Raw genomic sequence first — 25,996 nt, 5'->3', positions numbered from 1 at the left:
GTATTGGCGTGGGAGCGGGCTTGCCCGGCGATGAGGCCGGTGAATCCAACACGCAAGGTGGCTCGATGAGCGATCAACCTCTAGCCCTGACCGTCGAGCAGGGCCTGCACGCCGAACAAGACCTGCTGGCCGCCGTCTGCCGCGGCGAACGCGATTCCGGCGTGCTGTTCTGGCGCCCCACCGACCACGCCTTGGTCATGCCCCGGCGCATGAGCCGACTGGATAACTTCGAAGCCGCCTGCGCGGAACTGGCCATCGCCGGTTGGCCGGTACTGCTGCGCGAAACCGGTGGCGAGCCGGTGCCGCAGTCGCACTCGACGGTCAACGTCGCGCTGGTCTATGTGGCTCCGCGTAGCGAAGGCGACCATGGCCGTATCGAAAATGCCTACGAACGCCTGTGCCTGCCGCTGTGCGAAGTGCTGCGCGAATGGGGTGGAGTGGCGTCGGTGGGCGAGATCGACGGGGCTTTCTGCGACGGCCGTTACAACGTTAACCTCAACGGTCGCAAGCTGGTCGGCACGGCCCAGCGCTGGCGCCAGGGCCTGGGCGGCAAGCGCCCGGTGGTGCTGGTACATGGAGCGTTGCTGCTGGACAACGAACGCGAATCGATGGTGGCGGCGGTCAATCGCTTCAATGAATGCTGCGAACTGGAGCAGCGCTGCCGCGCCGACAGCCATATCGCCCTGCACGAAGTGGCGCCCGCCGCGCCGTGGTTCGAGCGTCTGAACCAGGCCTATGCGCAAGTGCTCGCGGCGCTACCTACGGACTAGGGTCTGTACGAAATGTGTCTGCGCGAAGGCCAGACAAGGCGAAACGGGGGGAGGAAGCGGAATGTACTGGAGTACATGAGCATTCCGAGCCCCGTTTCAACGCAGTATGGGCGAGTGCAGATACATTACGTACAGAGCCTAGCGGGTGCCGTAGACCACCATGGTCTTACCCTTGACCTGCACCAGGCTGCGTTCCTCGAGGTCCTTGAGGACGCGGCCGACCATCTCCCGTGAACAACCGACGATACGACCGATCTCCTGGCGGGTGATCTTGATCTGCATGCCATCGGGGTGGGTCATGGCATCAGGCTGCTTGCACAGGTCGAGCAGGCAGCGGGCGACGCGGCCGGTGACGTCGAAGAACGCCAGGTCGCCGACCTTGCGCGTGGTGTTGCGCAGGCGCTGGGCCATCTGGCTACCCAGGGCATAGAGGATGTCCGGCTCCAGGCGCGCCAGCTCCCGGAACTTGTCGTAACTGATCTCGGCCACTTCGCACTCGGTCTTGGCGCGGACCCAGGCGCTGCGCTGATGCTCCTGGCCGGCGGGTTCGAACAGCCCCAGCTCGCCGAAGAAGTCACCGCTGTTGAGGTAGGCGATGATCATCTCGTGGCCGTCGTCGTCCTCGATCAGGATGGTCACCGAACCCTTGATGATGAACGACAAGGTCTCGGCCCGGTCACCGGCGCAGATGATGTTGCTCTTGGCGGCGTAGCGGCGGCGTTGGCAGTGGGCCAGCAGCTTGTCGATGTTCTTGATCTTGGGTGGCAGGGCTGAGGAGACCATCACGAAATCCTGTTCGATGCGACGCATTGGCTTTTTATAGAGGCTGCCTGGCAGTACGCGCCAGTCATTTGGCGCCAGCTTATCAGACACTTCAACTTGAATCGGCACAAAAGCGACGCGGCTTGAGCTTTTCCGACAGCCTCGCAAGGTCTAAGCTGACACCCTTTTACGAGATCGGGAGTCCGGATAGATGAAGGCACGCATCCAGTGGGCCGGTGAAGCGATGTTCCTTGGCGAGTCGGGGAGTGGCCACGTCGTGGTCATGGACGGCCCGCCCGAAGCCGGAGGCCGCAACCTGGGCGTGCGCCCGATGGAAATGCTCCTGCTTGGCCTGGGTGGCTGCAGCAGCTTCGACGTGGTCAGCATCCTCAAGAAATCCCGCCAGGCCGTGGAAAGCTGCGAAGCCTTCCTCGAAGCCGAGCGCGCCGGTGAAGACCCCAAGGTGTTCACCAAGATCCACATGAACTTCGTGGTCAAAGGGCGAGGGCTGAAAGAGGCGCAGGTCAAGCGCGCAGTGGAACTGTCGGCCGAGAAGTACTGCTCGGCGTCGATCATGCTCGAGCGTGCCGGTGTGGAGATCACCCACGGTTACGAAATCGTCGAACTCGGTTGATCGAAGGCAGCGCCTGCCGGTCAGGCGCTTTGCTTGTGCAGGCGTTCGACACCTAGCAGCAACGCGAGCCCCGGGATCAGCGCAAGCACCAGCCAGGGCGTATTCACCCCGAGCAGGATGAGGATTTCGCTGCTGCTCCAGGTGGTGCCGAAGTGTTCGGCAAACACCTGGCACTGCAGCCACGCAGCCAACGTGCCAGCGAGCACGAACGTGCCGATCAGCAGTTGGCGGCTGGCTAAAAACACGCTGAGCAGCAGGAACAGCAATTGCGCGGGCAGTGTGCCGAGCATCAGCTCAGCGGTGCTGTTGCTGTCAGGGTCGGTAAGCGTCGGCAGTTCCAGGCTGAAAGTACTGTGCCCGACACTGGCGACCATCAGACAAACGAACAGATAGGCGACCGGGATCAGGCCAAGGCCCTGCAGCAGCCGGGTGAGCGATCGTCCCATGTTCAGCGACGCAATGCCGGCAGCAGTTGCAACAGGCGTTCGGGTAGCTGTGCCCGAAGCTGCTCGCTCAATGCCTCACGTCGCTTCTGGTACAGCACGCCGAGACCGATCACGCCGAGGCCGATCAAGGTCAGTATGACCGGGAACAGCAGGGAATCGGCGAACACCTCGTAGGACAGATAGCCCAGATAGGCCGCCACCCCCATCGCTCCGAACACCATGAACACGGGGCGGCGCAGCAGGACGGCCAGGCCCATCAGTCCCAGGTTGATCAGGCAGTACAGCGCCTTGCCCCACTCGCTGCCGCTGTCCATCAGCGTCAGCCCCCCCAGAACGCCGCCAGGCCGGCGAGATAGCCCCAGAAGGCATAGTCCCGGCGGGTGCGTCCGTCGATCACCAGAAATACCAGCAGCAGGCCCAGGCCGAACCACAGCGAGACCGTGCGCCGTTGCTCCCAGCTGAACAGGTCGCCATGGAACCACTCGCTCAGGTCCATGGACATGAACCACAGGGCCACCGCGATCGGCATGACGATGAAAGGGAAGGGAATCAGGCGCAGCATCAGCAGTCCAGCCAGTACCGTCGCTGCCTCCATCGCCAACCAGCCACCCTGCACGTAGGTGTAGTACTGGTGGTAGTCGCCCTGGGCGTCGTCCAGCGGCCACCAGCCTGCCAGGCGCTCGATAGCGAACACCGCCAGCGGCACGATGCTGACCGCCACGGCGGCCAGCACGCCGGCGGCGACAGGCTGGTTGCGTCGTTGCAGCGACAAGGCGAACAGGGTGATTCCGGCGATGTAGAGCAGGGCGATGGCCAGCAGTGCACCGTCGCCTATACGCATCCAGGCCTCGGTGAGCAACCAGCCCATGGCACCCATGATCAACAGTGCGCCGAAGTAGAACGCCACATGGGCCAGCTGGAAGCTGGCGCGGCTTTCCGGCTGCTGGCGCAGGAAGGCCAGCAAGGCCTGGTCCTGCCCCGGGTGCAGCACCCCGGCGCTTACGGCGCGTGCCAGGTCCCTGGCGTCGAAACGTTCCATGGTGCGCGTCTCAGATTCGGTAGGTGCTCTTGGTCATGACCTTGGCCAGCAGGCTCATGCCAAAGCGCACGGGCGCGGGGAAGCGGTAGCCGCCGGCTTCCAGCGCGGACTCGGCATGGTGTTCCTCGTCGACGCGCATCTGTTCGAGGATGGCGCGGGACTTGCCGTCGTTCTCGGGGATCTGCTCAAGGTGCTCGTCCAGGTGCTTGCACACCTGATGCTCGGTGGCGGCGACGAAGCCCAGGCTGACCTTGTCGCTGACCAGCCCGGCGAGGGCGCCGATGCCGAACGACAGGCCGTAGAATACCGGGTTGAGCACGCTGGGGTGGCTGTTGAGCTGGCGAATACGCTGCTCGCACCAGGCCAGGTGGTCGATTTCTTCTTCGGCCGCATGCTCCATGGCCTTGCGCACCTGGGGCAGCTTGGCGGTCAGGGCTTGGCCCTGGTACAGCGCCTGGGCACAGACTTCGCCGGTGTGGTTGATGCGCATCAGACCGGCGATATGGCGGGACTGCTGCTCATCGAGCTCGGCGTCCGGCTGGACGATGGCCGGCGAGGGGCGGGCGGGTTGGCCGCTGAAGGGCAGCAAGGTGCGCATGGCGGTATCGGCCTGCAGCAACAAGCGGTCGAGCGGCGAGTAGTGACGTTCGGTAGCCATCGGGCACCTCCGCTGAAGTGATGCCCGACAGTCTACCTCAATCCCCTTGGACGGGCTTGCCTTGGATCAGCCAGGTGGCCAGTTCATCTGGCGCTGGCCAAGCACGTGCATGTGGATGTGGTAGACGGTCTGGCCGCCTTTCGGGTTGCAGTTCATGACCACGCGGAAGCCTTCCTCGCAGCCCTGCTCGACGGCCAGGCGCTGGGCGGTGAACAGGATATGGCCGGCCAGGGCCTTGTCCTCTTCGGTCAGGTCGTTGAGGGTGCGGATGTGTTTTTTCGGAATGACCAGAAAATGCACAGGTGCCGCTGGGGCAATGTCCTTGAAGGCCAGGATCTGGTCATCTTCGTAGATGATATCCGCCGGGATTTCCCGGTTGATGATTTTGAGGAATAGATCGTCCACAGCACGTGCTCCATGGTGAGTGTCGGGGCTGAGTGTACTGAGCCCGACGCTGCTCGCCCAGTGGCTATTCCATGCCGACCGGGCAGTAGCGCCGATGGATAACGCCGGCCAGCTTGCGCGCCAACCAGCGCGGTAGCAGGCGTGGGGCGAAGGCCAGCCAGCGGTTGCGCCTGCCGGGCAGGATCAGGGCGCGGTTCTTGTCCAGGGCGCGCACCGCATACAAGGCGATTTCCTCGGGGCTTAGGCAGCGGGTGTTGCCTTCCAGCCGGGGAATGCGACGTCTGGCTGAGCGCACCGGTCCCGGGCACAGCACCGACACCTTGATCCCGGTGCGTTTCAGCTCTTCGCGCAATGCCTCGGAAAAACTCAGCACATAGGCCTTGCTGGCCGCGTAGGCGGCCATCCACGGCCCGGGGGCGACGCCGGCAAGTCCCGCGACATTGAGGATCTGCCCGCCACCCTGGATCGCCATCAGGTTGCCGATGGCATGGCACAGGCGACTGAGCGCGAGGATGTTGACCTCGAGCAGGTCCTGCTCATCGGCCCATTCATGCGCCAGGAATGGCCCATAGGTGCGCTGCCCCGCGCAGTTGACCAGAAGGTCGATACGCCGCTCGCCTTCCTCCAGCTCGAGCACGAAGCCCGAAAGGCGCAAGGGTTGGCTGAGGTCGCAGGCACGGAACAGCACTTCCACGCCAAAGCGTTGGGTGAGTTCGATGGCCACCGGCTCCAGCGTTTCACGCTGGCGTGCCACCAGGATCAGGTTGCGCCCGCGCCGCGCCAGAGCCTCCGCCAGGGCCAGGCCCAGGCCGCTGGAAGCACCAGTGATCATGGCGTAACGGGTCATGCAAGGCTCCTGGGGCGAAAGGGGCGCCTAGTGTACAGCGTGGCCGTTTTGCTACAAGGCGTTGCTGCGCAGCTGCTGGCTGCGTTCGAGGGCCGCTCGGTATTCGTCCTGCAAGCGCGCGATCAGGTCACCGGCAGTGGGCAGGTCATGGATTTCGCCGACACCCTGGCCGGCCGACCATACCGTCTTCCAGGCCTTGGCTTCCTCGTCCAGCGGCTTGAGCTTACCGGCCTCGTGGTTGCTCTTGAGCGCGGCCAGGTCGTAACCGGCCTGTTCGAGGCTCTGGCGCAGGAAGCTGGCGGGGATGCCGGACACCGCCGGGGTATGCACGATATCGGCCGCACCCGCGCCCAGGATCATCTGTTTGTAGGCGTCCTGGGCCTGGCTCTCGCGGGTGGCGATGAAGCGTGTGCCCATGTAGCCCAGGTCCGCCCCCAGCAATTGTGCGGCCAGCAGTTCGTGGCCATGGTTGAGGCAGCCCGCCAGCAGCAGGGTCTTGTCGAAGAACTGGCGGATCTCCGCAACCAGGGCGAACGGGCTCCAGGTGCCGGCATGGCCCCCGGCGCCGGCCGCCACGGCAATCAGCCCGTCGACACCTGCCTCTGCGGCCTTTTCGGCGTGGCGGCGGGTGGTCACGTCATGGAACACCAGGCCGCCATAGCCGTGCACCGCGTCGACCACCTCCTTCACCGCGCCAAGGCTGGTGATGACGATGGGGACCCGATGCTCGACGCACAGTGCGAGGTCGGCCTGTAGACGCGGGTTGCTCGGATGCACGATGAGATTGACCGCATAGGCAGCGGGTGCCTGCAGTTCGGCCAGCCCTGCTTCGATCTCCTCCAGCCAGGCCTTGAACCCTGCACTGTCACGCTGGTTCAGGGCCGGGAAGCTGCCCACCACGCCATTGGCGCAGCAGGCCAGCACAAGCCGGGGGTTGGAGATCAGGAACATCGGCGCCGCGACCAGAGGCAAGCGCAGGTGTTTTGCGAGCGAGGCGGGCAGGGACATGGCGAAACTCCTGTAGGCGGGTGGATATCGTCAGAACGGTTTGACCACCACGAGGATTACGACGCCCAGCAGCATCAGTACCGGTGCTTCGTTGAACCAGCGGTAGTAAACGTGGCTGCGGGTGTTGGTGCCGGCGGCGAAGCGTTTGCGCTGGGCGCCGCACATGTGATGGTAGACGGTGAGCAGCGCGACCAGGGTGAGCTTGGCGTGCAGCCAGCCCTGGCTCAGCCAGCCGGGGTTCAGGTACAGCATCCAGCCGCCGAACACATAGGTGGCGATCATCGCCGGGTTCATGATGCCCCGGTACAGCTTGCGCTCCATGGTGACGAAGCGCTCGAGGCTGATGCTGTCCTGGCTTTGGGCGTGATAGACGAACAGCCGTGGCAGGTAGAACAGGCCGGCGAACCAGCAGACCACGCTGACGATATGCAGCGCCTTGATCCATAGATAGAGCATGGGGAGTTCCTTCAGGTTTTCACGGTCGTCAGATAGTAGAGGCCAAGGGGCCGAAGGGTCATCCCAAGAGTTGTTACAGGCGCCTTGGCCCCCTATTATCGTGCGCTTTCCAGTGGTCTCGTTGATAAGGGGCAAGCGTCATGATCAAGGTCGGTATCGTCGGCGGCACGGGTTACACCGGTGTCGAACTGCTGCGTCTGCTGGCGCAGCATCCACAGGCCGAAGTGGCGGTCATCACTTCGCGCTCCGAGGCGGGCGTGGCGGTTGCCGACATGTATCCGAATCTGCGGGGCCACTACGACGGCCTGGCGTTCAGCGTTCCGGACAGCAAGACCCTGGCGGCCTGCGATGTGGTGTTCTTCGCCACGCCCCACGGTGTCGCCCACGCCTTGGCCGGTGAGCTGCTGGCCGCCGGGACCAAGGTCATCGACCTGTCCGCCGACTTCCGCCTGCAGGACGCTGTCGAGTGGGGCAAGTGGTACGGCCAGCCCCATGGTGCACCAGAACTGCTCAAGGATGCGGTCTACGGCTTGCCCGAGGTGAATCGCGAGAAGATCCGCCAGGCGCAGCTGATCGCAGTGCCGGGTTGCTACCCGACCGCCACCCAGCTCGGCTTCCTGCCCCTTCTGGAGGCTGGCCTGGCCGATCCGTCGCGCCTGATCGCCGACTGCAAGTCGGGCGTCAGTGGCGCCGGGCGTGGCGCTGCGGTAGGTTCGCTGTTCTGCGAGGCTGGGGAAAGCATGAAGGCCTACGCGGTCAAGGGGCATCGTCACCTGCCGGAGATCAGCCAGGGCCTGCGCCAGGCAGCCGGCAAGGACATCGGCCTGACCTTCGTGCCGCACCTGACGCCGATGATCCGCGGCATCCATGCCACGCTCTATGCGACGGTCGCCGACACTTCTGTCGACCTGCAGGCGCTGTTCGAGAAGCGCTATGCCAATGAACCGTTCGTCGACGTGATGCCCGCCGGCAGCCACCCGGAAACCCGCAGCGTGCGCGGTGCCAACGTCTGCCGCATCGCCGTGCACCGGCCGCAGGGCGGTGACCTGGTGGTGGTGCTGTCGGTGATCGATAACCTGGTCAAGGGCGCGTCAGGCCAGGCGGTGCAGAACCTCAACATCCTGTTCGGCCTGGATGAACGCATGGGCCTGTCCCACGCGGGCCTGCTGCCGTAAGCCAGCGTACGTTGCCAAGTCCCGCCGTGTGCGGGCCTTTTTCGTGGGGCCGACTAAAGCCGCACAATTCTTGACCGATTTTCTCGGACAAGCGGATAATACGCCCCATCGAGTTTTATGGCGGCACTGCGCCGGGAGAATCAACATGAGCGTCGAATCCTTCACCCCCACGGCTTTGGAGTTCACCCCCGGGGCTGCGCACAAGGTGAAGACCTTGGTCAGCGAAGAGGGCAACGACCGGCTGAAGCTGCGTGTGTTCGTGACCGGCGGCGGTTGCTCGGGCTTCCAGTACGGCTTCACCTTCGATGAGGACGTGGCCGATGACGACACCATCGTCGAGCGCGAAGGCGTCGCGCTGGTCGTCGACCCGATGAGCTACCAGTACCTGGCCGGCGCCGAGGTGGATTACCAGGAGGGCCTGGAAGGCTCGCGCTTCGTGATCAAGAATCCGAACGCCACCACCACCTGCGGTTGCGGTTCGTCGTTCTCGATCTGATCGGGTCGGGCATAAAAACGCCGCGCATTTGCGCGGCGTTTTGCATTCAGGCGGGGTAGATCGCGCCGAGGATGCGCAGGCCTATGGCGGCGGTCACACTCGGCCGATTGGCGGGAATGCCTTCCAGGCAACAGTGGGCCAGCCAGGCGAAGGCCATGGCCTCTACCCAGTCGGGGTCCACGCCATGCGCGGCGGTGCTGGCAACCTTTGCCCCAGGCAGCAGGGCGGCCAGGCGAGCCATCAGGACGCCGTTGCGGGCGCCACCACCGCAGACCAGCAGGGCTTCAGTCCCTGACTGAGCCTGGCGTAGCGAGTCGATGATGGTGTGGGCCGTAAGCTCCAGCAGCGTGGCTTGGACGTCTTCGTCGCGATAAGCGGGTAGCCGGGCCAGGTGGGCATCCAGCCACGGCAGGTTGAATACCTCGCGCCCGGTGCTCTTCGGGCCGCTGCCAGCGAAGAACGGATCGCTCAGCAGCGCCTTCAACAGATCGTTCTGCACGCAGCCGCTGGCCGCCCAGGCGCCGTTGGCATCAAAGGCCTGGCCTTGCTTGCGCTCGATCCAGGCATCCAGCAACACATTGCCCGGCCCGCAGTCGAAACCATGTACCGGTTGATCCCGCTCGATCAGGCTGAGGTTGCTGAAGCCGCCTACGTTGAGGATCGCCAGGTTGTGGCCAAGATGGCCGAACAAGGCTTCGTGAAATGCCGGTACCAGGGGGGCGCCCTGGCCGCCTGCCGCCACGTCGCGGCGGCGGAAGTCGCCCACTACGCAGATGCCGGTGAGCTCGGCCAGCAGGGCCGGGTTGCCGATCTGCACGGTGAAGCCGCGAGCCGGTTCATGGCGAACGGTCTGGCCGTGGCTGCCGATGGCGCGAATGGCCTCGGGTGCCAGCCCTTGAGCGTTCAGCAAGTTGTTGATGCCTTGGGCGGCCAGCGTGGCCCAGCGATTCTCTGCCAGGGCGGCACGCGCGATCTCATCGGGGCCGCTGGCGCAGAGGCCGAGCAGGTCCTGGCGCAGGTCGACGGGCATGAGGATGTAGTGGGTGGCGAGCAGCCGCAGCTGCTCGTCTTGCTCGATCAGGGCGATGTCCAGGCCATCGAGGCTGGTGCCGGACATCACCCCCAGGTAGAGCGCCATGGGCTCAGCGCTTGTTGGCTGCGAGCAGAGTGGCCTTTTCCTGATCCATGCGGGCGATCAGGGGCTGGCTCTGCTGGTTGAAGCGCTGGCGCTCGGCCTTGGCGATCGGATCGGCCATCGGCACCTTCTGGCTCAGTGGGTCGACGTGCACGCCATTGACCTGGAACTCGTAGTGCAGGTGCGGACCGGTCGAAAGGCCGGTGGTGCCGATGTACCCGATGATCTGCCCCTGCTTGACGCTGGAGCCGGTCTTGATGCCCTTGGCGAAGCCCTGCATGTGGCCATAGAGCGTCTTGTAAGAATTGCCGTGGGCGATGATCACGGTGTTACCGTAGCCGCCACGGCGGCCGGCGAGCTCGATGCGACCATCGCCTGCAGCCTTGATCGGCGTGCCGCGTGGCGCGGCGTAGTCCACGCCCTTGTGCGCGCGGATCTTGTTGAGGATTGGGTGCTTGCGGCCGGCGGAGAACCGCGAGCTGATGCGGGCGAAATCCACCGGGGTGCGGATGAACGCCTTGCGCAGGCTGTTGCCGTCGGCGGTGTAGTAGTTGGTGTTGCCCTGCTTGTTGGTGTAGCGCACGGCGGTGTAGGTCTTGCCGCGGTTGGTGAAGCGGGCGGAGAGGATGTTGCCGGTGCCGACCACCTTGCCGTCCATCATCTTCTGCTCGTAGACCACGTCGAATTCGTCGCCCGGGCGGATGTCCTGGGCGAAATCGATGTCGTAGCCGAGGATACGCGCCATGTCCATGGTCATGCTGTGGGACAGGCCGGCGCGCTGGGCGGAGGCGGACAGCGAGCTCTTGATCACGCCATGGGCGTAGGCGGTGCGCACCACCGGCTTGCTGACCTCGCGCTCGAAGGCGAAGCCCTTGTCGGTGCGGTTCAGGCGGATGGTCTCGAGGTTGCTGACCTTGCTGTGCAGGCTTGCCAGCTGACCGTCCTTGTCCAGCTCGAATTGCAGCACCTGGCCATGCTTGAGCTGGCTGAACTGCTTGGCCTGCTTGTTGCTGGCCAGCACGTCGTGAACGACGTTGGCAGGCAGGCCGACCTTGTTGAACAAGGTCGAGAGCGTATCGCCGCGGCTGACGACCACTTCGCGGTGACCCGGGGCCTTGTCCTCCGGTTTGGCCGCAGGGGCTGGAGCGGGTTCCGCCTTGGCCGTTTCGGGTTCTGCACCTTCGATCTGGGCGAAGGGCGAGTCGCTGTTCTGCTCGGCCTGTACCAGCGGGGCGCCGCGGGACTCGTCCTTGAGCTGTTCGGCCGGGCTTTCCAGCTCCAGGCTGAGGGTGGTTTTCTTGGCTTCCACTTCGCTGGACGGGAATACCAGCAAAGCCAGACTGAGAAGGGCGGCGATGCCGCTGGCGGCCAACAGATGGCTTTTCGGATAAAGCGGGGGCGCTTTAGGCGTTTCGTTGGTCATAGGTAAGGTGACTTTGAAAAAGGTGAAATGGAAAAGATGAATGACATGATGAAGATGAAATAACTGTATAAAATATAACCAAATCCATTCTCACGCAAGGGCGCATAGACGTTGCGGTGCGCCGTTCGGGTCACAATCCGTTGCGAAACTTGTATTTGATGGCCGATCTTGTATGGTTGGCTCCCCTTGAATCCTAGCGTTGCGGGTCTGTCTATGAAGTCGGTTGAAGAGCAGCTGGCGCTTATCAAGCGCGGTGCGGAAGAGGTATTGGTCGAGTCGGAACTGGTGGAGAAGCTCAAGCGCGGCCAGCCGCTGCGCATCAAGGCGGGCTTCGACCCAACCGCGCCCGACCTGCACCTGGGGCACACGGTGCTGATCAACAAGCTGCGTCAGTTCCAGGAGTTGGGCCACCAGGTCATCTTCCTGATCGGCGACTTCACCGGCATGATCGGCGACCCCAGCGGCAAGAGCGCTACTCGCCCGCCACTGACCCGCGAGCAGGTGCTGGACAACGCCGAGACCTACAAGCAGCAGGTCTTCAAGATTCTCGACCCGGCGAAGACCGAGGTGGCGTTCAACTCCACCTGGATGGACACGCTCACGCCTGCCGACTTTATTCGTCTGGCCTCGCAGTACACCGTGGCGCGCATGCTCGAGCGCGATGACTTCGACAAGCGCTACACCACCAACCAGCCAATCGCGATCCATGAGTTTCTCTATCCGCTGGTCCAGGGTTACGACTCCGTCGCCTTGAAGGCCGATGTCGAGCTGGGTGGCACCGACCAGAAGTTCAACCTGCTGATGGGGCGCGAGCTGCAGCGCGCCTATGGCCAGGAGGCGCAGAGCATCGTCACCATGCCGCTGCTTGAAGGGCTGGATGGCGTGAAGAAGATGTCCAAGTCGCTGGGCAATTATGTCGGCATCCAGGAAGCCCCTGGGGTGATGTATAGCAAGCTTGTGTCGATTCCCGATACCTTGATGTGGCGTTACTTCGAGCTGCTGAGCTTCCGTTCGATGGAAGAGATCGATCAGTTCCGGGCGGATGTCGAGAACGGTGCCAACCCGCGTGACATCAAGATCAAGCTGGCCGAGGAAATCGTGGCGCGTTTCCATGGTGAAGAGGCCGCGGCCAATGCGCACCGTGCTGCGGGTAACCGCATGAAGGAAGGCGAGCTGCCAGAAGACCTGCCGGAGATCGAAGTGGCCGCTGCTGAAAATCTGCCTATCGCCGCCGTGCTGAACCGGGCTGGCCTGGTGAAGAACTCGGCGCAGGCGCGGGATCTGCTCGGCGCTGGCGCGGTCAAGGTGGATGGTGAGGTGATCGACCGTGACTTCATGTTTGTGCTCGGCGCGACCCACGTGTGCCAGGCGGGCAAGAAGGCGTTTGCTCGGGTTACCCTCAAGGCTGAGTGATTGCCTGCAGGTGTAGCTATATAGAAGCGGGGAGGCCGGTAGGCCTCCCCGCTTTTGTTTTAGCGCTGCTTACTATAGGTGTCAGGATGGTAGGGCGTCGGCGAGCACCTGGTGCGATCTTTTTGATTTTTATGAAATTAACGGTTGACGGGCTTTCAGAACCCCTTATAATGCGCCCCACTTCCAGCGACATCGGAACGAAAAATTCCTTGAATATCAATGAGTTGATCGATCAAGAGGGTTGCGGAGGTGCTTCGATCGCCAGATCGGCAGCGGTGAAAAAGGCAGTTGACAGCAGGTTGTAACGCTGTATGATTCGCCTCCCGCTACGAGAGATCGCAGCGAGTCAAGTGTTTGAAGTTGAACGGGTTTCTCGCAAAATACTTCAAAATAAACGCTTGACAGCAAATGAGGAAGGCGTAGAATGCGCGCCTCGGTTGAGACGAAGCGCTCTTAGCCAAACGCTCTTTAACAAATTGAATCAAGCAATTCGTGTGGGTGCTTGTGAGTATGGACTGATAGTCGCCAAGATTATCAGCATCACAAGTGGCCATGCGAGAAATCACATAGTCATTTGAGATTGCTGAGCCAAGTTTAGGGTTTCTTAAAAACCCAAGCAGTATTGAACTGAAGAGTTTGATCATGGCTCAGATTGAACGCTGGCGGCAGGCCTAACACATGCAAGTCGAGCGGATGACGGGAGCTTGCTCCTTGATTCAGCGGCGGACGGGTGAGTAATGCCTAGGAATCTGCCTGGTAGTGGGGGACAACGTTTCGAAAGGAACGCTAATACCGCATACGTCCTACGGGAGAAAGCAGGGGACCTTCGGGCCTTGCGCTATCAGATGAGCCTAGGTCGGATTAGCTAGTAGGTGAGGTAATGGCTCACCTAGGCGACGATCCGTAACTGGTCTGAGAGGATGATCAGTCACACTGGAACTGAGACACGGTCCAGACTCCTACGGGAGGCAGCAGTGGGGAATATTGGACAATGGGCGAAAGCCTGATCCAGCCATGCCGCGTGTGTGAAGAAGGTCTTCGGATTGTAAAGCACTTTAAGTTGGGAGGAAGGGTTGTACGTTAATACCGTGCAATTTTGACGTTACCGACAGAATAAGCACCGGCTAACTCTGTGCCAGCAGCCGCGGTAATACAGAGGGTGCAAGCGTTAATCGGAATTACTGGGCGTAAAGCGCGCGTAGGTGGTTCGTTAAGTTGGATGTGAAAGCCCCGGGCTCAACCTGGGAACTGCATCCAAAACTGGCGAGCTAGAGTATGGTAGAGGGTGGTGGAATTTCCTGTGTAGCGGTGAAATGCGTAGATATAGGAAGGAACACCAGTGGCGAAGGCGACCACCTGGACTGATACTGACACTGAGGTGCGAAAGCGTGGGGAGCAAACAGGATTAGATACCCTGGTAGTCCACGCCGTAAACGATGTCAACTAGCCGTTGGAATCCTTGAGATTTTAGTGGCGCAGCTAACGCATTAAGTTGACCGCCTGGGGAGTACGGCCGCAAGGTTAAAACTCAAATGAATTGACGGGGGCCCGCACAAGCGGTGGAGCATGTGGTTTAATTCGAAGCAACGCGAAGAACCTTACCAGGCCTTGACATGCAGAGAACTTTCCAGAGATGGATTGGTGCCTTCGGGAACTCTGACACAGGTGCTGCATGGCTGTCGTCAGCTCGTGTCGTGAGATGTTGGGTTAAGTCCCGTAACGAGCGCAACCCTTGTCCTTAGTTACCAGCACGTTATGGTGGGCACTCTAAGGAGACTGCCGGTGACAAACCGGAGGAAGGTGGGGATGACGTCAAGTCATCATGGCCCTTACGGCCTGGGCTACACACGTGCTACAATGGTCGGTACAGAGGGTTGCCAAGCCGCGAGGTGGAGCTAATCTCACAAAACCGATCGTAGTCCGGATCGCAGTCTGCAACTCGACTGCGTGAAGTCGGAATCGCTAGTAATCGCAAATCAGAATGTTGCGGTGAATACGTTCCCGGGCCTTGTACACACCGCCCGTCACACCATGGGAGTGGGTTGCACCAGAAGTAGCTAGTCTAACCTTCGGGAGGACGGTTACCACGGTGTGATTCATGACTGGGGTGAAGTCGTAACAAGGTAGCCGTAGGGGAACCTGCGGCTGGATCACCTCCTTAATCGAAGACATCAGCCTGCTGATGAGCTCCCACACGAATTGCTTGATTCATTGTGTAAAGACGATGCTGTAACGCGACCCTGTTATAGGTCTGTAGCTCAGTTGGTTAGAGCGCACCCCTGATAAGGGTGAGATCGGCAGTTCAAATCTGCCCAGACCTACCAATTACTTGGTGCGGCTGGTCAAATGGGGCCATAGCTCAGCTGGGAGAGCGCCTGCCTTGCACGCAGGAGGTCAGCGGTTCGATCCCGCTTGGCTCCACCACTCTTTCAGGTTTCGCAGCACTGCTCAGAACTTAGAAATGAACATTCGGTGATGAATGTTGATTTCTGACTTTTGTCAGATCGTTCTTTAAAAATTCGGATATGTGATAGAAATAGACTGAATGCCAGTTTCACTGCTGGTTATTCAGGCTAAGGTAAAATTTGTGAGTTCTGCTCGAAAGAGCGACGTGCGAATTTTCGGCGAATGTCGTCTTCACAGTATAACCAGATTGCTTGGGGTTATATGGTCAAGTGAAGAAGCGCATACGGTGGATGCCTTGGCAGTCAGAGGCGATGAAAGACGTGGTAGCCTGCGATAAGCTTTGGGGAGTCGGCAAACAGACTGTGATCCAGAGATCTCTGAATGGGGGAACCCAGCCAGCACAAGCTGGTTATCTTGTACTGAATACATAGGTGCAAGAGGCGAACCAGGGGAACTGAAACATCTAAGTACCCTGAGGAAAAGAAATCAACCGAGATTCCCTTAGTAGTGGCGAGCGAACGGGGACCAGCCCTTAAGCTGGTTTGAGATTAGTGGAACGCTCTGGAAAGTGCGGCCATAGTGGGTGATAGCCCCGTACACGAAAATCTCTTGCCAGTGAAATCGAGTAGGACGGAGCACGAGAAACTTTGTCTGAACATGGGGGGACCATCCTCCAAGGCTAAATACTACTGACTGACCGATAGTGAACCAGTACCGTGAGGGAAAGGCGAAAAGAACCCCGGAGAGGGGAGTGAAATAGAACCTGAAACCGTATGCGTACAAGCAGTGGGAGCCTACTTTGTTAGGTGACTGCGTACCTTTTGTATAATGGGTCAGCGACTTATATTCAGTGGCGAGCTTAACCGAATAGGGGAGGCGTAGCGAAAGCGAGTCTTAATAGGGCGCTTTAGTCGCTGGGTATAGACCCGAAACCGGGCGATCTATCCATGGGCAGGTTGAAGGTTAGGTAACACTGACTGGAGGACCGAACCGACTACCGTTGAAAAGTTAGCGGATGACCTGTGGATCGGAGTGAAAGGCTAATCAAGCTCGGAGATAGCTGGTTCTCCTCGAAAGCTATTTAGGTAGCGCCTCATGTATCACTGTAGGGGGTAGAGCACTGTTTCGGCTAGGGGGTCATCCCGACTTACCAAACCGATGCAAACTCCGAATACCTACAAGTGCCGAGCATGGGAGACACACGGCGGGTGCTAACGTCCGTCGTGAAAAGGGAAACAACCCAGACCGTCAGCTAAGGTCCCAAAGTCATGGTTAAGTGGGAAACGATGTGGGAAGGCTTAGACAGCTAGGAGGTTGGCTTAGAAGCAGCCACCCTTTAAAGAAAGCGTAATAGCTCACTAGTCGAGTCGGCCTGCGCGGAAGATGTAACGGGGCTCAAACCATGCACCGAAGCTACGGGTATCACCTTTAGGTGATGCGGTAGAGGAGCGTTCTGTAAGCCTGTGAAGGTGAGTTGAGAAGCTTGCTGGAGGTATCAGAAGTGCGAATGCTGACATGAGTAACGACAATGCGAGTGAAAAACTCGCACGCCGAAAGACCAAGGTTTCCTGCGCAACGTTAATCGACGCAGGGTTAGTCGGTCCCTAAGGCGAGGCTGAAAAGCGTAGTCGATGGAAAACAGGTTAATATTCCTGTACTTCCAGTTATTGCGATGGAGGGACGGAGAAGGCTAGGCCAGCTTGGCGTTGGTTGTCCAAGTTTAAGGTGGTAGGCTGAGATCTTAGGCAAATCCGGGATCTTAAGGCCGAGAGCTGATGACGAGTGCTCATTAGAGCGCGAAGTGGTTGATGCCATGCTTCCAAGAAAAGCTCCTAAGCTTCAGATAACTGGGAACCGTACCCCAAACCGACACAGGTGGTTAGGTAGAGAATACCAAGGCGCTTGAGAGAACTCGGGTGAAGGAACTAGGCAAAATGGCACCGTAACTTCGGGAGAAGGTGCGCCGGTGAGGGTGAAGCACTTGCTGCGTAAGCCCACGCCGGTCGAAGATACCAGGCCGCTGCGACTGTTTATTAAAAACACAGCACTCTGCAAACACGAAAGTGGACGTATAGGGTGTGACGCCTGCCCGGTGCCGGAAGGTTAATTGATGGGGTTAGCGCAAGCGAAGCTCTTGATCGAAGCCCCGGTAAACGGCGGCCGTAACTATAACGGTCCTAAGGTAGCGAAATTCCTTGTCGGGTAAGTTCCGACCTGCACGAATGGCGTAACGATGGCGGCGCTGTCTCCACCCGAGACTCAGTGAAATTGAAATCGCTGTGAAGATGCAGTGTATCCGCGGCTAGACGGAAAGACCCCGTGAACCTTTACTATAGCTTTGCACTGGACTTTGAGCTTGCTTGTGTAGGATAGGTGGGAGGCTTTGAAGTGGGGACGCCAGTTCTCATGGAGCCATCCTTGAAATACCACCCTGGCAACCTTGAGGTTCTAACTCAGGTCCGTTATCCGGATCGAGGACAGTGTATGGTGGGTAGTTTGACTGGGGCGGTCTCCTCCCAAAGAGTAACGGAGGAGTACGAAGGTGCGCTCAGACCGGTCGGAAATCGGTCGTAGAGTATAAAGGCAAAAGCGCGCTTGACTGCGAGACACACACGTCGAGCAGGTACGAAAATAGGTCTTAGTGATCCGGTGGTTCTGTATGGAAGGGCCATCGCTCAACGGATAAAAGGTACTCCGGGGATAACAGGCTGATACCGCCCAAGAGTTCATATCGACGGCGGTGTTTGGCACCTCGATGTCGGCTCATCACATCCTGGGGCTGAAGCCGGTCCCAAGGGTATGGCTGTTCGCCATTTAAAGTGGTACGCGAGCTGGGTTTAGAACGTCGTGAGACAGTTCGGTCCCTATCTGCCGTGGACGTTTGAGATTTGAGAGGGGCTGCTCCTAGTACGAGAGGACCGGAGTGGACGAACCTCTGGTGTTCCGGTTGTCACGCCAGTGGCATTGCCGGGTAGCTATGTTCGGAAGAGATAACCGCTGAAAGCATCTAAGCGGGAAACTTGCCTCAAGATGAGATCTCACTGGAGCCTTGAGCTCCCTGAAGGGCCGTCGAAGACTACGACGTTGATAGGTTGGGTGTGTAAGCGCTGTGAGGCGTTGAGCTAACCAATACTAATTGCCCGTGAGGCTTGACCATATAACACCCAAGCAATTTGCTCACGCAGATTGCGGTGGTGAAGACGAAACGAACCGAAAGTTCGCGACGAACCACAAGATCACATATCCGAATTGGCTGGCATGTCTGCAAGGACGTACTGGCAACCGAATTTCTTGACGACCATAGAGCATTGGAACCACCTGATCCCATCCCGAACTCAGCAGTGAAACGATGCATCGCCGATGGTAGTGTGGGGTTTCCCCATGTGAGAGTAGGTCATCGTCAAGATTCATTTCGCAAAACCCCTATCTGCGCGAGCAGGTAGGGGTTTTGTCTTTGCGCGTTTGGCAAGTTAACACCCACCCTTGTAGGAGCCCGTCGCCTGTAATGGCAGCGGTAGCCCTTTTCCTATGCAAGCCCTCGGGGCGTGGCTATCATGCCAGCCTTATTCCGAGTCGAGATTGGCATGCTGAAGTTGTTGAACCTCCTCAAGGATGGCCGGTTCCATTCCGGAGAAGCCCTGGGGGCCGCCCTCGGGGTGAGTCGCAGCGCCGTTTGGAAGCAGCTGCAGCACCTGGAGAGCGAACTGAACCTGACCATTCACAAGGTACGTGGCCGCGGCTATCAGCTGGCGGCGCCGTTGAACCTGCTCGAAGCGCAGGCAATCGCCAAGTTCGCGCAGGGCGAGCCGTGGCCGGTGTTCATTCACGACACCATCGACTCCACCAATGCCGAAGGGCTGAGGCTGATTGCGCAAGGGCAAGCGGCGCCGTTTCTGGTGCTGGCCGAGCGCCAGAGTGCAGGTCGCGGTCGTCGTGGGCGTCCGTGGGTCAGTCCTTTTGCGGAAAACCTCTATTACAGCCTGGTCTTGCGCATTGATGGCGGCATGCGTCAGCTGGAGGGCTTGAGCCTGGTGGTTGGCCTGGCGGTGATGCGTACACTGCAGGCGTTCGGGCTAAAGGATGTGGGGCTCAAGTGGCCCAATGATGTCCTTGCCGACGGGCGCAAGATCACCGGAATACTCCTGGAGCTGGTCGGGGATCCTGCGGACGTCTGCCATGTGGTGCTGGGTATCGGCATCAATGTAAACATGCAGGGCAACGAACAGATCGATCAGCAATGGGCCTCGATGCGCGGTGAAGCTGGGCAGCTGGTGGATCGCAACCACCTGGTGGCGGTGCTCAGCCAGCAGTTGCAACACGAACTTGGTCGCCATCGCCGCTATGGCTTCGCTGCGTTCCAAGAGGAATGGGAGCAGGCGCACCTGTGGCAGGGGCGCAAAGTTTCGCTTGTCGCGGGCACTTCGCGTATCGAAGGTGTCGCGCTGGGGGTGGATGGGCAGGGCGGCTTGCGTCTGGAGGTCGATGGTGTGGAGAAGAGCTTCAGCGGCGGCGAGCTGAGCCTGAGGTTGCGTGATGATTCTTGAGCTCGATTGTGGAAACAGCTTTATCAAGTGGCGCGTCATCCATGCAGCCGACTGCACCATCAACGGTGGCGGCATCGTGGACTCCGATCAGGCATTGGTCGCAGCTGTCGCAGGGCTCTCTAGCCTGAGTCTGACTGGTTGCCGCATGGTCAGCGTGCGCAGTGAGGAGGAAACTTCATCGCTGTGCGCATTGATCCAGGCCTCGTTCGGGGTCGAGGTAAACGTGGCCCAGCCTGTGCAGGAAATGGCCGGCGTGCGCAATGGCTATGACGATTATCAGCGTCTGGGCATGGACCGCTGGCTGGGCGCGCTGGGCGCCTATCACCTGGCCGGGCGAGCTTGCCTGGTCATCGATTTCGGCACCGCGGCCAAGGCCGATTTCGTCGCGGCCAATGGTGAGCACCTGGGGGGCTACATCTGCCCGGGCATGCCGCTGATGCGTAGCCAGTTGCGCACCCATACCCGGCGTATTCGCTATGACGATGCGTCGGCCGAGCGCGCCCTGAGCAGCCTGGCGCCGGGGCGCTCGACCGTCGAGGCGGTCGAGCGTGGTTGTGTGCTGATGCTCCAGGGCTTCGCCCGTACCCAGATCGAGCAGGCCAGGGCGATGTGGGGTGAGGACTTCACTGTGTTTCTGACCGGTGGGGATGCGCCCTTGGTACAGGAGGCGGCACCGAAGGCTCGGATCGTGCCGGACTTGGTATTCGTCGGTTTGGCCATGGCCTGTCCATTGAACTGAGGTGACTGACTATGCGCTGGTTGTTTCTGCTGTTGGTTGTGCTCAACGTCTTTTATTACGTGTGGCATCAGCAGGAAGCTCCCCTGAAGGTCAAGGAAGTCGCCCCGTTGGCTTTGTACAAAGGTTCTCAGCAGGAAATCCGCCTGTTGCGTGAAACCGGAGTTGCGGCGCCCGTCCGGCGCCGTGACGAATGCCTGGTGGTTGGGGGCATGGCTGCGCCCGAGCAGCTCGAGGCCTTGCGTCAGCGGCTGGTCAGTCTGGATATCGCTGCCCTGCCAGTGGTTGGTCAGCTACCGGGTGCCGACGGGCTCTGGCTCAAGGTTGCCCCGGAAAGCGAGCGTTTGCTGGACCCGGCTGTGCTCTCGACTCTTTCCAAGGATTTCAAAGACTTAAAACACAAAATTATTTTGTGCGAGGGTATTGCAACTGCCGAATAGCTTGATAGAATGGCGCCCGCTTCACAGGGAACATCACCTAGGTGGTAGATCTGGAGGCAGTGTCAAAGCAGCTAAGTTTCAGATTTGATTGAAAAAATTTGAAAAAACGCTTGACACTGGGACGGCAGACAAATATAATGCCGGCCACATCTGGAGGGATTCCCGAGCGGCCAAAGGGGACGGACTGTAAATCCGTTGCGAGAGCTTCGAAGGTTCGAATCCTTCTCCCTCCACCAGTTTTAGCGAGAGCCGCAAGCTCCGCGGGTATAGTTTAGTGGTAGAACCTCAGCCTTCCAAGCTGATGATGCGGGTTCGATTCCCGCTACCCGCTCCAAGTTTGCTGTTGTTGCACAAAGTGTTTCGCTCTTGTAGCTCAGTTGGTAGAGCACACCCTTGGTAAGGGTGAGGTCAGCGGTTCAAGTCCGCTCAAGAGCTCCATATAAACAAGGCAGATATGAAAATATCTGCCTTTGTTTTATCAGCGGTATGACTATTTCTTCTGCGGAGGACTGTATCGATGGCTAAGGAAAAGTTTGATCGTTCGCTACCTCACGTTAACGTCGGCACTATCGGCCACGTTGACCACGGTAAGACTACTCTGACTGCAGCGCTGACCCGCGTCTGCTCCGAAGTTTTCGGTTCGGCCGTCGTTGAGTTCGACAAGATCGACTCGGCTCCGGAAGAAAAAGCTCGCGGTATCACCATCAACACCGCGCACGTCGAGTACAACTCGAACATTCGTCACTACGCTCACGTTGACTGCCCAGGTCACGCTGACTACGTGAAGAACATGATCACCGGTGCTGCCCAGATGGACGGCGCGATCCTGGTTTGCTCGGCCGCCGATGGTCCGATGCCACAAACCCGTGAGCACATCCTGCTGTCCCGTCAGGTTGGCGTTCCGTACATCGTGGTCTTCCTGAACAAGGCTGACCTGGTAGACGACGCTGAGCTGCTGGAACTGGTCGAGATGGAAGTTCGCGACCTGCTGTCCACCTACGACTTCCCAGGCGACGACACCCCGATCATCATCGGTTCGGCTCGTATGGCGCTGGAAGGCAAAGACGACAACGAAATGGGCACTACCGCTGTCAAGAAGCTGGTAGAAACTCTGGATGCCTACATCCCTGAGCCAGTTCGTGCCATCGACCAGCCGTTCCTGATGCCAATCGAAGACGTATTCTCGATCTCGGGTCGTGGTACCGTTGTTACCGGTCGTATCGAGCGTGGTATCGTCCGCGTTCAAGACGCCCTGGAAATCGTTGGTCTGCGTGACACCACCACCACCACCTGCACCGGTGTTGAGATGTTCCGCAAGCTGCTGGACGAAGGTCGTGCTGGCGAGAACTGCGGCGTTCTGCTGCGTGGTACCAAGCGTGACGACGTTGAGCGTGGCCAGGTTCTGGTCAAGCCAGGTTCGGTCAAGCCGCACACCAAGTTCACCGCAGAAGTCTACGTCCTGTCGAAGGAAGAAGGCGGCCGTCACACTCCGTTCTTCAAAGGCTACCGTCCTCAGTTCTACTTCCGTACCACTGACGTGACCGGTAACTGCGAACTGCCGGAAGGCGTTGAAATGGTAATGCCAGGTGACAACATCCAGATGACTGTCACCCTGATCAAGACCATCGCAATGGAAGACGGTCTGCGTTTCGCCATCCGTGAAGGCGGTCGTACCGTCGGCGCTGGTGTCGTAGCAAAAATTATCGAATAAGTAGTTGATTTACTTGATCAGGTCGGTATAATGGCCGGCCTGATACAGCGTTACAGGTCAGTAGCTCAATTGGCAGAGCGACGGTCTCCAAAACCGTAGGTTGGGGGTTCGATTCCCTCCTGACCTGCCATTCACCTCGGTGTGATTGGCTTTCTTCTTACAGGATCCTCCCCGATGACTCCCAAAACTGAAGCCCAAGAATCGCGTTTCGACTTGTTCAAGTGGCTGGCTGTAGTGGCTTTGGTGGTTGTCGCCGTTGTGGGTAATCAGTATTACTCCGCGTCGCCGATCCTGTACCGCGTTCTTGCACTTCTCGCCCTGGCTGCGGTTGCTGGCTTCGTTGCCTTGCAGACTGCGAAGGGTAAGTCGTTCTTCACGCTGGCGAAGGAAGCGCGGACCGAGATCCGTAAAGTCGTGTGGCCGACCCGCCAAGAAACCACTCAGACCACGCTGATTGTCGTGGCTGTTGTTCTGGTTATGGCGCTGCTGCTGTGGGGTCTCGACTCCCTGCTCGGCTGGGCGGTCTCCTTGATTGTTGGCTAAGGGTGTCCCGTGGCTAAGCGTTGGTACGTAGTGCATGCTTACTCGGGTTACGAGAAGCATGTGATGCGCTCCCTGATCGAGCGCGTCAAGCTGGCTGGCATGGAAGACGAATTCGGCGAGATCCTGGTCCCGACCGAAGAAGTCGTTGAAATGCGCAACGGCCAGAAGCGCAAGAGCGAGCGCAAATTCTTCCCTGGCTATGTATTGGTCCAGATGGAAATGAACGAAGGGACTTGGCACCTTGTCAAGGATACCCCTCGAGTCATGGGTTTCATTGGTGGTACCGCAGACAAGCCTGCGCCGATCACTGATAAAGAGGCCGAGGCCATCCTCCGTCGCGTTGCCGATGGTAGTGACAAGCCGAAGCCGAAGACGTTGTTCGAGCCGGGTGAAGTGGTTCGAGTCGTTGATGGTCCGTTTGCTGACTTCAACGGCACCGTCGAAGAGGTTAACTACGAAAAGAGCCGCCTGCAGGTTGCAGTGCTCATTTTCGGTCGCTCTACTCCGGTGGAGCTCGAGTTCGGCCAGGTCGAGAAGGTCTAGCAGGACGAAGCATCCCATACCCCGCAGCCCTATGTGCTGCGGGGTTTTGTCGTCACTGGGATAAAACGCAAGTCATCCGGGGAGCCATCTGGCGTTTGTACCCGATTTTGGAGTAGCTCATGGCTAAGAAGATTCAGGCTTACATCAAGCTGCAAGTAAAGGCCGGCCAGGCCAACCCAAGCCCACCCGTTGGTCCAGCACTGGGTCAACACGGTGTTAACATCATGGAATTCTGCAAGGCCTTCAACGCCCGTACTCAGGGTCAAGAGCCAGGTCTGCCGACTCCAGTGATCATCACTGTCTACAGTGACCGTAGCTTCACCTTCGAAACCAAGAGCACCCCTGCCTCGGTTCTGCTGAAGAAAGCTGCTGGCCTGACCAGTGGTTCGGCTCGTCCGAACACCGTTAAAGTCGGTACCGTTACCCGCGCTCAGCTGGAAGACATCGCGAAAGCCAAACAGGCTGACCTGACTGCCGCTGACCTGGACGCTGCTGTACGCACCATCGCTGGCTCTGCCCGCAGCATGGGCCTGAACGTGGAGGGTGTGTAATGGCTAAGCTGACCAAGCGCCAAAAGGCAATCGCCGAGAAAATCGAAGCAGGCAAGGCCTACAACTTCGAAGAAGCGGCAACTCTGCTGGCCTCGCTGCCTGCTGCCAAGTTCGTCGAGTCCTACGACATCGCCGTCAACCTCGGTGTTGACCCGCGTAAATCCGACCAGGTCGTACGTAGCGCTACCGTGCTGCCGCACGGCACTGGCAAGACCGTACGTGTTGCCGTCTTCACCCAGGGCCCGGCTGCTGAAGCCGCTCTGGCTGCCGGCGCTGACCGCGTAGGTATGGACGATCTGGCTGCCGAAATGAAAGGCGGCGACCTGAACTATGACGTCGTCATCGCATCGCCTGATGCCATGCGTGTTGTAGGTCAGCTGGGTCAGGTTCTGGGTCCTCGCGGCCTGATGCCTAACCCGAAAGTCGGTACCGTTACCCCAGACGTAGCCACTGCCGTGAAAAACGCCAAGGCTGGTCAGGTTCGCTACCGTACCGACAAGAACGGTATCATCCACACCTCCGTTGGCAAGATCGGCTTTGAAGCTGGCAAGCTGAAGGAAAACGTTGAAGCCCTGATCGCTGATCTGAAGCGTATCAAGCCGGCTTCCTCGAAAGGTATCTACGTCAAGCGCGTTACCCTGAGCACCACCATGGGCCCAGGTCTGATCATCGATCAGAGCTCGCTGGACGTGTAAGACCATGCCGGCGGGTGTAAGCTCGCCGGCAGCAAAAATTGGGGTCCCTGCCTGGCGGGGGCTATCCAAGACCGTAGGCGGCGCAAGCCTTAAACAACCAGCCTACGCAGATGGTGCTCCCGGTTCCTTACCGAATCAGACACCAAAACGACATCCGGCTTCGGCCAGATGAAACGGTAACAAGCAGGAGTTTTACCCGTGGCAATTAAACTCGAAGACAAGAAGGCCATCGTCGCTGAAGTCAACGAGGCTGCCAAAGTCGCTCTGTCCGCTGTCGTGGCTGATGCCCGTGGTGTGACTGTAGGCGCAATGACCGGACTCCGTAAAGAGGCTCGTGAAGCTGGCGTATACGTACGTGTCGTACGTAACACCCTGCTCAAGCGCGCTGTTGCCGACACTGAATTCAGTGTCCTCAACGACGCCTTCACTGGCCCGACCCTGATCGCTTTCTCCAACGAACACCCGGGCGCCGCTGCTCGTCTGTTCAAAGAGTTCGCCAAGGGTCAGGACAAGTTCGAGATCAAGGCAGCTGCGTTTGACGGTAAGTTCATTGCAGCGAACCAGATCGACGTGTTGGCTACCCTGCCGACCCGCGACGAAGCCATCGCGAAGCTGATGAGCGTGATCCAAGGCGCTACCAGCAAGCTGGCCCGTACCCTGGCAGCCATTCGCGACCAGAAAGAAGCCACCGCTGCCTAAGGCACCGGAAACTCTTTCAAATCATACGTTTAATTTGATAGCTGCGTAGGCTGTCACCCCAATACAGGATTTAAGTCATGTCTCTGACTAACGAGCAAATCATCGAAGCAATCGGCCAGAAAACCGTTCTGGAAGTTGTTGAGCTGATCAAAGCAATGGAAGAAACCTTCGGCGTTACCGCTGCTGTTGCCGCTGCCGGCCCAGCTGCTGCCGCTGCCGTTGTTGAAGAGCAAACCGAGTTCAACGTTGTTCTGGTTGAAGCCGGCGACAAGAAAGTAAACGTGATCAAGGCCGTTCGCGAGCTGACTGGTCTGGGCCTGAAAGAAGCCAAAGAGAAAGTCGATGGCGCTCCTCAGGTTGTAGCTGAAGGCGTTTCGAAAGAAGCCGCTGAAGACGCTAAGAAGAAGCTGGAAGAAGCAGGCGCTAAAGTCGAGCTGAAGTAATTTCGACTTTGCGATGCC

24 protein-coding genes, 6 tRNA genes, 3 rRNA genes and 1 pseudogene are annotated in these 25,996 nt (G+C 59.4%); 24 read left to right on the top strand and 10 right to left on the bottom strand.

The window, feature by feature from the left end; genetic code table 11:
• The first annotated feature begins 65 nt into the window (after positions 1 to 65).
• Positions 66 to 770: a lipoate--protein ligase family protein gene (locus tag C3F42_RS14915; RefSeq protein ID WP_094011455.1), complete on the top strand. Its 705-nt coding sequence runs from the start codon at positions 66 to 68 to the stop codon at positions 768 to 770.
• Positions 771 to 908: 138 nt separating this feature from the next.
• Here the strand turns inward: C3F42_RS14915 and crp are convergent, their stop codons facing one another.
• Positions 909 to 1,553, bottom strand: a complete 645-nt coding sequence (gene crp, locus C3F42_RS14910; protein WP_094011629.1) for a cAMP-activated global transcriptional regulator CRP — start codon at positions 1,551 to 1,553, stop codon at positions 909 to 911.
• Positions 1,554 to 1,743: 190 nt separating this feature from the next.
• Between crp and C3F42_RS14905 the strand changes: the two genes are divergently transcribed.
• Positions 1,744 to 2,166 carry an OsmC family protein gene (locus C3F42_RS14905; protein WP_023532673.1) on the top strand — a complete coding sequence of 141 codons (423 nt, stop codon included), beginning with the start codon at positions 1,744 to 1,746 and terminating at the stop codon, positions 2,164 to 2,166.
• Positions 2,167 to 2,186: 20 nt separating this feature from the next.
• Here C3F42_RS14905 and C3F42_RS14900 read toward each other — a convergent pair whose 3' ends face one another.
• The 7 genes and pseudogenes from C3F42_RS14900 to hemJ form a co-directional block, all read right to left on the bottom strand.
• Entirely contained in the window at positions 2,187 to 2,612 is a 426-nt protein-coding gene (locus C3F42_RS14900) for a hypothetical protein (RefSeq protein WP_094011454.1), read from the bottom strand.
• A gap of 2 nt (positions 2,613 to 2,614) precedes the next feature.
• A pseudogene (locus tag C3F42_RS14895) lies at positions 2,615 to 3,651 on the bottom strand (DUF2157 domain-containing protein).
• A 10-nt stretch (positions 3,652 to 3,661) separates the two neighbouring features.
• Complete coding sequence (gene coq7 / locus C3F42_RS14890; RefSeq protein ID WP_023629307.1) at positions 3,662 to 4,309, bottom strand: 2-polyprenyl-3-methyl-6-methoxy-1,4-benzoquinone monooxygenase; 648 nt, start codon at positions 4,307 to 4,309, stop codon at positions 3,662 to 3,664.
• Positions 4,310 to 4,375: 66 nt separating this feature from the next.
• Positions 4,376 to 4,714 carry a histidine triad nucleotide-binding protein gene (locus C3F42_RS14885; protein WP_003255518.1) on the bottom strand — a complete coding sequence of 113 codons (339 nt, stop codon included), beginning with the start codon at positions 4,712 to 4,714 and terminating at the stop codon, positions 4,376 to 4,378.
• Positions 4,715 to 4,778: 64 nt separating this feature from the next.
• Positions 4,779 to 5,561 (bottom strand): SDR family oxidoreductase, encoded by a 783-nt coding sequence (locus tag C3F42_RS14880; protein ID WP_023629308.1) that lies wholly within the window; start codon positions 5,559 to 5,561, stop codon positions 4,779 to 4,781.
• Between the two features lie 51 nt (positions 5,562 to 5,612).
• Complete coding sequence (locus C3F42_RS14875) at positions 5,613 to 6,569, bottom strand: nitronate monooxygenase family protein (protein WP_094011452.1); 957 nt, start codon at positions 6,567 to 6,569, stop codon at positions 5,613 to 5,615.
• A gap of 30 nt (positions 6,570 to 6,599) precedes the next feature.
• A complete protein-coding gene (hemJ, locus tag C3F42_RS14870; protein WP_023629310.1) occupies positions 6,600 to 7,025 on the bottom strand; it encodes a protoporphyrinogen oxidase HemJ in 426 nt (141 codons plus the stop codon).
• A 140-nt stretch (positions 7,026 to 7,165) separates the two neighbouring features.
• Between hemJ and argC the strand changes: the two genes are divergently transcribed.
• On the top strand, positions 7,166 to 8,200 hold the full coding sequence (argC, locus tag C3F42_RS14865) for an N-acetyl-gamma-glutamyl-phosphate reductase (protein ID WP_023629311.1): 1,035 nt from the start codon (positions 7,166 to 7,168) through the stop codon (positions 8,198 to 8,200).
• 145 nt (positions 8,201 to 8,345) lie between these two features.
• Entirely contained in the window at positions 8,346 to 8,696 is a 351-nt protein-coding gene (gene erpA, locus C3F42_RS14860; protein ID WP_023629312.1) for an iron-sulfur cluster insertion protein ErpA, read from the top strand.
• A 46-nt stretch (positions 8,697 to 8,742) separates the two neighbouring features.
• Here erpA and C3F42_RS14855 read toward each other — a convergent pair whose 3' ends face one another.
• Both C3F42_RS14855 and C3F42_RS14850 read right to left on the bottom strand, forming a co-directional pair.
• Complete coding sequence (locus C3F42_RS14855) at positions 8,743 to 9,834, bottom strand: anhydro-N-acetylmuramic acid kinase (RefSeq protein WP_104444576.1); 1,092 nt, start codon at positions 9,832 to 9,834, stop codon at positions 8,743 to 8,745.
• A 4-nt stretch (positions 9,835 to 9,838) separates the two neighbouring features.
• Positions 9,839 to 11,254, bottom strand: coding sequence for a peptidoglycan DD-metalloendopeptidase family protein (locus C3F42_RS14850; RefSeq protein ID WP_094011451.1), 1,416 nt, complete (start codon positions 11,252 to 11,254; stop codon positions 9,839 to 9,841).
• Positions 11,255 to 11,467: 213 nt separating this feature from the next.
• On the opposite strand from C3F42_RS14850, the gene tyrS reads away from it, so the two are divergent.
• The 20 genes from tyrS (at position 11,468) to rplL (ending at position 25,978) form a co-directional block, all read left to right on the top strand.
• Complete coding sequence (tyrS, locus tag C3F42_RS14840; RefSeq protein WP_023629315.1) at positions 11,468 to 12,667, top strand: tyrosine--tRNA ligase; 1,200 nt, start codon at positions 11,468 to 11,470, stop codon at positions 12,665 to 12,667.
• A gap of 624 nt (positions 12,668 to 13,291) precedes the next feature.
• Positions 13,292 to 14,828 (top strand): 16S ribosomal RNA (locus tag C3F42_RS14835).
• An 86-nt stretch (positions 14,829 to 14,914) separates the two neighbouring features.
• Positions 14,915 to 14,991, top strand: a tRNA-Ile gene (locus C3F42_RS14830).
• A gap of 24 nt (positions 14,992 to 15,015) precedes the next feature.
• Positions 15,016 to 15,091 (top strand) — tRNA-Ala (locus tag C3F42_RS14825).
• 245 nt (positions 15,092 to 15,336) lie between these two features.
• Positions 15,337 to 18,230: ribosomal RNA gene (locus tag C3F42_RS14820) — 23S ribosomal RNA — on the top strand.
• 133 nt (positions 18,231 to 18,363) lie between these two features.
• Positions 18,364 to 18,479: ribosomal RNA gene (rrf, locus tag C3F42_RS14815) — 5S ribosomal RNA — on the top strand.
• The 16S, 23S and 5S rRNA genes sit together here with 2 tRNA genes alongside, the layout of an rRNA operon.
• Positions 18,480 to 18,657: 178 nt before the next feature.
• On the top strand, positions 18,658 to 19,617 hold the full coding sequence (gene birA, locus C3F42_RS14810; protein WP_023631084.1) for a bifunctional biotin--[acetyl-CoA-carboxylase] ligase/biotin operon repressor BirA: 960 nt from the start codon (positions 18,658 to 18,660) through the stop codon (positions 19,615 to 19,617).
• Positions 19,607 to 20,356 carry a pantothenate kinase gene (locus tag C3F42_RS14805; RefSeq protein WP_023631085.1) on the top strand — a complete coding sequence of 250 codons (750 nt, stop codon included), beginning with the start codon at positions 19,607 to 19,609 and terminating at the stop codon, positions 20,354 to 20,356. The genes birA and C3F42_RS14805 overlap by 11 nt, the downstream gene beginning before the upstream one ends.
• 11 nt (positions 20,357 to 20,367) lie before the next feature.
• Positions 20,368 to 20,793: a hypothetical protein gene (locus C3F42_RS14800; RefSeq protein WP_023631086.1), complete on the top strand. Its 426-nt coding sequence runs from the start codon at positions 20,368 to 20,370 to the stop codon at positions 20,791 to 20,793.
• Between the two features lie 152 nt (positions 20,794 to 20,945).
• Positions 20,946 to 21,029 (top strand) — tRNA-Tyr (locus tag C3F42_RS14795).
• A 24-nt stretch (positions 21,030 to 21,053) separates the two neighbouring features.
• A tRNA-Gly gene (locus C3F42_RS14790) sits at positions 21,054 to 21,127 on the top strand.
• A 28-nt stretch (positions 21,128 to 21,155) separates the two neighbouring features.
• Positions 21,156 to 21,231, top strand: a tRNA-Thr gene (locus tag C3F42_RS14785).
• Between the two features lie 79 nt (positions 21,232 to 21,310).
• The gene (gene tuf / locus C3F42_RS14780) at positions 21,311 to 22,504 is read left to right on the top strand and encodes an elongation factor Tu (protein WP_038707241.1); all 1,194 of its coding nucleotides are present in this window, start codon (positions 21,311 to 21,313) and stop codon (positions 22,502 to 22,504) included.
• Between the two features lie 54 nt (positions 22,505 to 22,558).
• Positions 22,559 to 22,634 (top strand) — tRNA-Trp (locus C3F42_RS14775).
• A gap of 44 nt (positions 22,635 to 22,678) precedes the next feature.
• A complete protein-coding gene (gene secE / locus C3F42_RS14770; protein WP_023628745.1) occupies positions 22,679 to 23,047 on the top strand; it encodes a preprotein translocase subunit SecE in 369 nt (122 codons plus the stop codon).
• A 9-nt stretch (positions 23,048 to 23,056) separates the two neighbouring features.
• Entirely contained in the window at positions 23,057 to 23,590 is a 534-nt protein-coding gene (gene nusG / locus C3F42_RS14765) for a transcription termination/antitermination protein NusG (protein ID WP_023628746.1), read from the top strand.
• 119 nt (positions 23,591 to 23,709) lie between these two features.
• Entirely contained in the window at positions 23,710 to 24,141 is a 432-nt protein-coding gene (gene rplK / locus C3F42_RS14760) for a 50S ribosomal protein L11 (RefSeq protein WP_011531881.1), read from the top strand.
• On the top strand, positions 24,141 to 24,836 hold the full coding sequence (rplA, locus tag C3F42_RS14755) for a 50S ribosomal protein L1 (RefSeq protein ID WP_023628747.1): 696 nt from the start codon (positions 24,141 to 24,143) through the stop codon (positions 24,834 to 24,836). Before rplK ends, rplA begins: the two co-directional genes overlap by 1 nt.
• 198 nt (positions 24,837 to 25,034) lie before the next feature.
• Positions 25,035 to 25,535 carry a 50S ribosomal protein L10 gene (gene rplJ / locus C3F42_RS14750; RefSeq protein ID WP_023628748.1) on the top strand — a complete coding sequence of 167 codons (501 nt, stop codon included), beginning with the start codon at positions 25,035 to 25,037 and terminating at the stop codon, positions 25,533 to 25,535.
• Positions 25,536 to 25,612: 77 nt separating this feature from the next.
• Positions 25,613 to 25,978: a 50S ribosomal protein L7/L12 gene (rplL, locus tag C3F42_RS14745; protein ID WP_003255496.1), complete on the top strand. Its 366-nt coding sequence runs from the start codon at positions 25,613 to 25,615 to the stop codon at positions 25,976 to 25,978.
• Positions 25,979 to 25,996 lie beyond the last annotated feature (18 nt).

Origin of the sequence: Pseudomonas sp. PONIH3 (assembly GCF_002934345.1) — a bacterium.
Lineage (GTDB): Bacteria > Pseudomonadota > Gammaproteobacteria > Pseudomonadales > Pseudomonadaceae > Aquipseudomonas > Aquipseudomonas soli.
Note: the sequence above shows the minus strand (reverse complement) of the source record. Positions and strands in the feature narration are given on the sequence as shown.

Bases quoted from the DNA above. Each gene is read 5' to 3' on its own strand.
- tuf (WP_038707241.1), top strand. From the start codon at position 21,311: ATGGCTAAGGAAAAGTTTGATCGTTCGCTACCTCACGTTAACGTCGGC.
- C3F42_RS14855 (WP_104444576.1), bottom strand. From the start codon at position 9,834: ATGGCGCTCTACCTGGGGGTGATGTCCGGCACCAGCCTCGATGGCCTG.
- hemJ (WP_023629310.1), bottom strand. From the start codon at position 7,025: ATGCTCTATCTATGGATCAAGGCGCTGCATATCGTCAGCGTGGTCTGC.
- rplA (WP_023628747.1), top strand. From the start codon at position 24,141: ATGGCTAAGCTGACCAAGCGCCAAAAGGCAATCGCCGAGAAAATCGAA.
- C3F42_RS14800 (WP_023631086.1), top strand. From the start codon at position 20,368: ATGCGCTGGTTGTTTCTGCTGTTGGTTGTGCTCAACGTCTTTTATTAC.
- coq7 (WP_023629307.1), bottom strand. From the start codon at position 4,309: ATGGCTACCGAACGTCACTACTCGCCGCTCGACCGCTTGTTGCTGCAG.
- tyrS (WP_023629315.1), top strand. From the start codon at position 11,468: ATGAAGTCGGTTGAAGAGCAGCTGGCGCTTATCAAGCGCGGTGCGGAA.
- rplL (WP_003255496.1), top strand. From the start codon at position 25,613: ATGTCTCTGACTAACGAGCAAATCATCGAAGCAATCGGCCAGAAAACC.
- rplK (WP_011531881.1), top strand. From the start codon at position 23,710: ATGGCTAAGAAGATTCAGGCTTACATCAAGCTGCAAGTAAAGGCCGGC.
- C3F42_RS14875 (WP_094011452.1), bottom strand. From the start codon at position 6,569: ATGTCCCTGCCCGCCTCGCTCGCAAAACACCTGCGCTTGCCTCTGGTC.
- C3F42_RS14880 (WP_023629308.1), bottom strand. From the start codon at position 5,561: ATGACCCGTTACGCCATGATCACTGGTGCTTCCAGCGGCCTGGGCCTG.
- secE (WP_023628745.1), top strand. From the start codon at position 22,679: ATGACTCCCAAAACTGAAGCCCAAGAATCGCGTTTCGACTTGTTCAAG.
- C3F42_RS14850 (WP_094011451.1), bottom strand. From the start codon at position 11,254: ATGACCAACGAAACGCCTAAAGCGCCCCCGCTTTATCCGAAAAGCCAT.
- argC (WP_023629311.1), top strand. From the start codon at position 7,166: ATGATCAAGGTCGGTATCGTCGGCGGCACGGGTTACACCGGTGTCGAA.
- erpA (WP_023629312.1), top strand. From the start codon at position 8,346: ATGAGCGTCGAATCCTTCACCCCCACGGCTTTGGAGTTCACCCCCGGG.
- C3F42_RS14905 (WP_023532673.1), top strand. From the start codon at position 1,744: ATGAAGGCACGCATCCAGTGGGCCGGTGAAGCGATGTTCCTTGGCGAG.
- birA (WP_023631084.1), top strand. From the start codon at position 18,658: ATGCTGAAGTTGTTGAACCTCCTCAAGGATGGCCGGTTCCATTCCGGA.
- C3F42_RS14805 (WP_023631085.1), top strand. From the start codon at position 19,607: ATGATTCTTGAGCTCGATTGTGGAAACAGCTTTATCAAGTGGCGCGTC.
- C3F42_RS14900 (WP_094011454.1), bottom strand. From the start codon at position 2,612: ATGGGACGATCGCTCACCCGGCTGCTGCAGGGCCTTGGCCTGATCCCG.
- crp (WP_094011629.1), bottom strand. From the start codon at position 1,553: ATGGTCTCCTCAGCCCTGCCACCCAAGATCAAGAACATCGACAAGCTG.
- C3F42_RS14915 (WP_094011455.1), top strand. From the start codon at position 66: ATGAGCGATCAACCTCTAGCCCTGACCGTCGAGCAGGGCCTGCACGCC.